Origin of the sequence: Pseudomonas sp. 57B-090624 (assembly GCF_003234055.1) — a bacterium.
Lineage (GTDB): Bacteria > Pseudomonadota > Gammaproteobacteria > Pseudomonadales > Pseudomonadaceae > Metapseudomonas > Metapseudomonas tohonis.
In genome coordinates, this window is sequence record NZ_QKRU01000061.1 from 36538 (window position 1) to 43236 (window position 6699).

Annotated in this window: 7 protein-coding genes; 3 read left to right on the top strand and 4 right to left on the bottom strand. The window is 65.4% G+C overall.

The window, feature by feature from the left end; genetic code table 11:
- Positions 1-47: 47 nt before the first annotated feature.
- Complete coding sequence (locus DMX10_RS24315) at positions 48-1439, bottom strand: FAD-binding oxidoreductase (RefSeq protein ID WP_111263504.1); 1392 nt, start codon at positions 1437-1439, stop codon at positions 48-50.
- Between the two features lie 177 nt (positions 1440-1616).
- On the opposite strand from DMX10_RS24315, the gene serA reads away from it, so the two are divergent.
- The gene (gene serA, locus DMX10_RS24320; protein WP_111263505.1) at positions 1617-2846 is read left to right on the top strand and encodes a phosphoglycerate dehydrogenase; all 1230 of its coding nucleotides are present in this window, start codon (positions 1617-1619) and stop codon (positions 2844-2846) included.
- Between the two features lie 601 nt (positions 2847-3447).
- On the opposite strand, the gene DMX10_RS24325 is transcribed toward serA, so the two are convergent.
- Positions 3448-3882 (bottom strand): DUF4399 domain-containing protein, encoded by a 435-nt coding sequence (locus DMX10_RS24325; RefSeq protein ID WP_111263506.1) that lies wholly within the window; start codon positions 3880-3882, stop codon positions 3448-3450.
- A gap of 136 nt (positions 3883-4018) precedes the next feature.
- On the opposite strand from DMX10_RS24325, the gene DMX10_RS24330 reads away from it, so the two are divergent.
- Complete coding sequence (locus tag DMX10_RS24330) at positions 4019-4687, top strand: transporter substrate-binding domain-containing protein (protein WP_158545626.1); 669 nt, start codon at positions 4019-4021, stop codon at positions 4685-4687.
- On the opposite strand, the gene DMX10_RS24335 is transcribed toward DMX10_RS24330, so the two are convergent.
- A complete protein-coding gene (locus DMX10_RS24335) occupies positions 4684-5184 on the bottom strand; it encodes a DUF523 domain-containing protein (RefSeq protein WP_111263508.1) in 501 nt (166 codons plus the stop codon). The genes DMX10_RS24330 and DMX10_RS24335 overlap by 4 nt on opposite strands.
- A 192-nt stretch (positions 5185-5376) precedes the next feature.
- On the opposite strand from DMX10_RS24335, the gene DMX10_RS24340 reads away from it, so the two are divergent.
- Entirely contained in the window at positions 5377-5934 is a 558-nt protein-coding gene (locus DMX10_RS24340) for a DUF6160 family protein (RefSeq protein ID WP_111263509.1), read from the top strand.
- A gap of 12 nt (positions 5935-5946) precedes the next feature.
- On the opposite strand, the gene DMX10_RS24345 is transcribed toward DMX10_RS24340, so the two are convergent.
- Positions 5947-6570, bottom strand: a complete 624-nt coding sequence (locus DMX10_RS24345) for a 2OG-Fe(II) oxygenase (protein WP_111263510.1) — start codon at positions 6568-6570, stop codon at positions 5947-5949.
- Between the last annotated feature and the right edge of the window lie 129 nt (positions 6571-6699).

Genomic DNA, 6699 nt, shown 5'->3' on the forward strand with positions numbered 1-6699 from the left:
GACTCCTTGAGAATACGGACCTGAAAGCGTCACGAGCGCAGTAGCTTTCAGTTGAAAATCTTGCCGGGGTTCATGATCCCGTTGGGATCGAACACCGCCTTGATGGCCTTCATCACGGCGATCTCGGGCTCCGAGCGGCTGTAGGTGAGGTAGTCGCGCTTGGTCATGCCCACGCCGTGTTCGGCGGAGATCGAGCCGTTGTACTTCTGCACGGTCTCGAACACCCACTTGTTCACGGTCGCGCACTTGGCGAAGAACTCGTCCTTGGACAGGGCGTCCGGCTTGAGGATGTTCAGGTGCAGGTTGCCGTCGCCGATATGGCCGAACCAGACCACTTCGAAATCGGGGTAGTTGGCTTCGACGATGGTGTCGATGTCCTTGAGGAAGGCCGGCACCTTGGAAACGGTCACCGAGATGTCGTTCTTGTAGGGCGTCCAGTGGGAGATGGTCTCGGAGATGTACTCGCGCAGCTTCCACAGGTTCTGCAGTTGCTGCTCGCTCTGGCTCATCACGCCGTCCAGCACCCAGCCCTGCTCGACGCAGTGCTCGAAGGTGGCCAGGGCGTCGTTGGCCACTTCCTCGGTGGTGGCCTCGAACTCCAGCAGCGCATAGAAGGGGCATTCGGTCTCGAAGGCCGCCGGCACGTCGCCACGGGCCATGATCTTGGCCAGGGCCTTGTCGGAGAAGAATTCGAAGGCGGTGAGGTCGAGCTTGCTCTGGAAGGCGTGCAGCACCGGCATGATCGAGTCGAAGTCCGGGGTGCCGAGGACCATCGCGGTGAGGTTCTTCGGTGCACGATCCAGGCGCATGGTGGCCTCGACCACGAAGCCCAGGGTGCCTTCGGCGCCGATGAACAGCTGGCGCAGGTCATAGCCGGTGGCGTTCTTGATCAGGTCGCGGTTCAGCTCCAGCAGCTCGCCGGTGCCGGTGACGACCTTGAGGCCGGCCACCCAGTTACGGGTCATGCCGTAGCGAATGACCTTGATCCCGCCGGCATTGGTACCGATATTGCCGCCAATCTGGCTGGAACCGGCAGACGCGAAGTCCACCGGGTAGTACAGGCCCTTGTCCTCGGCGAAGCTCTGCAGCTGCGCGGTGACGACACCCGGCTGGCATACGGCGGTGCGGTCGAATTCGTTGAACTCGAGGATCTGGTTCATGTAGTCGAAGGCCACGACCACCTCGCCATTGGCGGCGACGGCGGCGGCGGAAAGGCCGGTACGGCCGCCCGAAGGCACCAGGGCGACCTTGTGCTGGTTGGCCCAGCGGACGATGGCCTGCACCTGCTCGATGGTCTTGGGGAAGACGATGGCGGAGGGCGCCGGGGCGAAATGCTTGGTCCAGTCCTTGCCGTAGGTGTTCAGGGAATCGGCGTCGGTCAGCACCTTGCCAGGCTCAACCAGGGTCTTCAGCTCTTCGATCAGGGCAACGTTGGTCATCAAGGGAACTCTCGAATCATTCATGGTCGCCCTGAGAACGTTTCAGGTCGCAACCGAGCAAGGAAAAAGGAGAACATGCTAGCATACGCACCCCGCGAATCATGCCTTACAGGCCTTTTCCGGGGTAGCTGCCGCACAGCCTTCTGAACTTTTCTACCGGGACAAATAGGTACGCAGATGAGCAAGACCTCCCTCGACAAGAGCAAGATCAAGTTCCTTCTCCTCGAAGGCGTCCACCAGAACGCCGTGGACACCCTGAAGGCCGCCGGCTACAGCAACATCGAGTACCTCAAGGGCGCGCTCTCGGATGACGAGCTGAAGGAAAAGATCGCCGATGCCCACTTCATCGGCATCCGCTCCCGCACCCAGCTGACCGAGGAAGTGTTCGACTGCGCCAAGAAGCTGATCGCCGTGGGCTGCTTCTGTATCGGTACCAACCAGGTCGACCTGAACGCCGCCCGCGAACGTGGCATCGCCGTGTTCAACGCCCCCTATTCCAACACCCGCTCGGTCGCCGAGCTGGTCCTGGCCGAAGCCATCCTGCTGCTGCGCGGCATCCCGGAGAAGAACGCCTCCTGCCACCGTGGCGGCTGGATCAAGTCGGCGGCCAACTCCTTCGAGATCCGCGGCAAGAAGCTCGGCATCGTCGGCTACGGCTCCATCGGCACCCAGCTCTCGGTGTTGGCCGAAGCCCTGGGCATGCAGGTGTTCTTCTACGACACCCTGACCAAGCTGCCGCTGGGCAACGCCACGCAGATCGGCGACCTGCACGAGCTGCTGGGCATGAGCGACATCGTCTCCCTGCACGTTCCCGAGCTGCCCTCCACCCAGTGGATGATCGGCGAGAAGGAAATCCGCGCCATCAAGAAGGGCGGCATCCTGATCAACGCCGCGCGCGGCACCGTGGTCGAGCTGGACCACCTGGCCGCCGCCATCAAGGACGAGCACCTGATCGGCGCCGCCATCGACGTGTTCCCGGTCGAGCCCAAGTCCAACGACGAAGAGTTCGAAAGCCCGCTGCGTGGCCTGGATCGCGTGATCCTCACCCCGCACATCGGGGGTTCCACCGCCGAGGCCCAGGCCAACATCGGCCTTGAAGTGGCCGAGAAGCTGGTCAAGTACAGCGACAACGGCACCTCCGTGTCCTCGGTCAACTTCCCAGAAGTGGCCCTGCCGTCGCACCCCGGCAAGCACCGCCTGCTGCACATCCACGCCAACGTTCCCGGCGTGATGAGCGAGATCAACAAGGTGTTCGCCGACAATGGCATCAACATCTCCGGCCAGTACCTGCAGACCAACGCCAAGGTCGGCTACGTGGTGATCGACGTCGACGCCGAGTACTCGGACCTGGCGCTGGAGAAGCTGCAGCACGTCAACGGCACCATTCGCAGCCGCGTCCTCTTCTAACCCAGGGCTGCTGCGCGTCGGCGATACGGCGTTGGGAACGGCCTCGAAGTGCTCATTTACAGTCGTAAACTCCGCGCTTCTCGGCCATTCCCGCCTTGTCTCGCTCTAGCTCGCGAGCCCTGACGATGGCGCTGGACAGTAAAAAGGGAGGCCTCGGCCTCCCTTTTTCATGCGCGGGATTTCAGGTTCATCTGAACGATTCGATCTGAGGTTCGTGCCTTGCGCGTCGGCGATACGGCGTTGGGAACGGCCTCGAAGTGCTCATTTACAGTCGTAAACTCCGCGCTTCTCGGCCATTCCCGCCTTGTCTCGCTCCAGCTCGCGAGCCCTGACGACGGAGCTGGACAAAAAAGGGAGGCCTTGGCCTCCCTTTTCCATGCGTGGGATTTCAGGTTCATCTGAACGACTCGATCTGAGGTTCGTGCCTTGCGCGTCGGCGATACGGCGTTGGGAACGGCCTCGAAGTGCTCATTTACAGTCGTAAACTCCGCGCTTCTCGACCATTCCCGCCTTGTCTAGCTCCAGCTCGCGAGCCCTGGCGACGGAGCTGGACAAAAAAGGGAGGCCTTGGCCTCCCTTCTTCATGCCCGCGATTTCACGATCATTTCACGGTGACGGTGATCTTCTCGGAGATGACCGGCGGGTCCAGCGGCACGTGGTTCTTGTCGCCCACCAGCAGCTGCAGGGTGTGCTTGCCCGGCGGCAGGGTGACCTGGGTTTCCGTCTGGCCCTTGCCGAAGTGCTTGAGGTTGTCGGTCATCGGCAGCGGCATGTTCATCGCCGGTTCCTTGTCGACATCGATCAGCAGGTGGTGGTGGCCCGTGGCAGGCGAATCGACCCCGGCCGGGGCGACGCCCATGCCCTGCAAACCGAACTTGACGCTGAACGTCTTGTCCACAGTGGCGCCGTCGGCGGGCTCGATGAAATAGACCTTCGCGCCTTCGGGCGCCGGTGTGCGCGGCATCTCGGCGAACGTCGCGGTGGAAACCACCGCCAGCAGGGCCGCAAGGCCCAGGGGAGCGTACGCAAGCTTCATGACTGACTCCTTGTTGGTAAGCAACACACAGACCCTGCATGGGGGGTTAGGTTCAGCGGCCCACGTTGCCGGTTGTGTCTACGCTGAACCCACCGTCCCGGGTCATCGATCAAGAAGAACCAGAGGTTTACCTGAAATGCGCCTGTTGCACTGCCTGCTCGCCCTCATTCCCCTGGTCGCCGCGCCGCTGGCCCGGGCCGACCTGATCGACGATGTCTGGGAGCGTGGCAGCCTGCGGATTGCCCTGGTTGACGACGCGCCGCCCTACAGCTTCCGCCAGGACGACAAGCTCACCGGCTACGAGGTGGAGCTTGGTCACGCCCTGGCCGATGAGCTCAACGTCAAGGCGGACTTCATCCCCGTGCCGCGCGACAAGCTGCTCGATGGCCTGCGCAGTGGCAGTGTAGACATCGTGCTCAGCCGCGAGGCCCAGGCCGCCCGTGATGATCAGCAACTGGAGTTCAGCGAGCCCTATGGCGTCGGTGGCGGCCAGCAGATCGCCGGCGGCACCGACAGCGGCGGGCTGACCCAGTCGCTGGCGCCCAGCCAGGCCCAGGACAAGAGCGCGGAGGGCAGCGAGAAGGGCCCGCAGGAGCAGGCGATCCCCTTCCTCAAGGAGAACCCGGCGTTCCGCAGTGCCCTCAACAATGCCCTGAACAAGCTCAAGAGCAGCGGGCGCCTGGACGAACTGTCGCGCAAATGGCTGGAGGGCCAGGCGCCTTCCCAGGCGGCGTCGGAGGGCGAGAAACCGCAGCCGTCGCCCCAGCCCGAATCCAAGCCCGAAGCGGACCCCGAGCAGCCCTAGCCGGCTGCTGCGGCTTCCCGCGCCGCCAGCCAGGCGGCTGCGGCCTCAAGCTGCGTTTCGTTGAACACCCGCACGCCTTCGGCGCGCAGCAGCGCCGCCGTCACGCCTTCGCCGGGCACGCGGGTGCCGCTGAAGGTGCCGTCATAGGCCTCCTCGTTGCCGCAGGAGGGGCTGCGCGCCTTGAGCACCGCGACACCGATGCCGTGGCGGCGCACCAGCTCCAGGGCGATGCGCGCCCCGGCGACGAACTCGGCGGTGACGTCCTCGCCGCCGTCGGTCAGCACCGGCACCCGCCCCTCCAGCACCTGCGCCCCCTGCCCGCCGGGCACTTCGGCCGGCGCACGCGGCGTCGGCAGGCCGCCGGCGACTTCCGGGCACACCGGCACGATGCGCCCCTCGTCCTGCCAGCGCTGCAGCAAATCGAAGGGCCCGTGGGCGCCGCCGTCATATCGCACCCGCTGTCCCAGCAGGCAGCGGCTGACCAGAATCTTCTGCATGAAATCACTCCTCGAGGGGCGCCAGCCTAGCGCGCCGCGCCGCGACGGTCACCGCACGTAACACCCACCGGCTGCGCGGGCCGACGCCAGCCTTTGGCTGGCCCATCCTTAGGCGGGAAGCGCCGGCGGGCACTGGCGCAGCGGCAGGCGCCTCACCAGACTGCGCCGGCCAACCCGCGAAGGACAGCCGTCATGCCCATAACAAGAACGATCCTGCACCCGCTCCTCGCCTGCTCCGCCCTGCTGTTGTGCACCACCGGCCAGGCCGCCATGGAATCCCTCGACAACCAGCAGATGGCCGACGTCACCGGCCAGGCCGGCATCAGCATCCGCCTGGACGTGATGGCACGCATCGACAAACTGAGCTGGACGGACAGCGGCAACAGCGCCTCGCTGCGCAACATCCGCATCGACAACGGCTGCGACAGCCCCAGCGCCTGCCCCAATGGCGCCGGCGGCAGCTTCGCCCTGGGGCCGGCGCAGCTCGGCCTGACCCTGCCGATCTTCGGCGTCGACCAGCCGACCCTGATGATCGACGTGGTCAAGAACGCCAGCGGCAAGGACCAGCTGGTGCTCACCCTGCCGGACCTGACCACCATCAACGACCAGCTGATTCAGTCGGGCCTGCCCGCCCAGCGCATCCGCATGCGGGTCGGGGCCGACATGTACGTGGGCGACAGCAGCCTGGGCAGTATCGAGATCCGCGACATCGTCGACCTGCGCGGCACCATCAAGGTCTGGGGCCACTGAGCCCCGTGCACGTCAGAGCGGGCCGTCACCGCGGCGGCGGAACCAGCCGGTGAGCGAGAGGCGCTCGCGGCTGGCCGGCAGCACCTCGTGGGGCAGCTCGCCGGAGAGGAACACCACCAGGGTGCCGGCTTCGGGCAGCACGTCGTGGGTCGAGCCGTCGCCCAGGTACAGGCGCAGCTCGCCGCCCTCGCCGGGCAGCCACTCGGGATTGAGGTAGAGCACCGCCGAAACCGCGCGGCGATCATCGTCGCGGAAGCGATCCAGGTGCTTCCGGTAGAAGGCGCCCGGCGGGTAGAGGGCGAAGTGCGCCTCGAAATCCTCCAGCCCCAGGAACAGCTCGCGGTTCAGCCGCAGGCGCAGCTCGTCCATCAGCGCCAGGTAGCAATCACAGGGCTCGGCCTGGCCGGGCTCCAGCCAGTCGATGCGGTCGCCACGGATGCCTTCGCGCACCTGCTGGCCGTCGCCACGGCCGATCCCCGCCGGGCTCAGCTCGCCCGCCGCCGCCCTGGCACGGCATTCACGGGCCAGGGCGGCGACCAGTTCGGCGTCGATGGCGCCACGCTGCAGCGACCAGCCGCGCTGGGCGATGTCGTCACTGGTGGGCTCGAAGGGGATGAAAACGTGGGGATTGGGCATGGTCGGCGCATTCTAATCAGGCCACAGAACGCCGCCTACAGCGTTCTGATAAATTTCTGACTCCACCCCCTGCGCGCCTCGACAAGCCCCGGCAGCAGCACGGAGAATAGCCCCCGCGCCATCATGGCC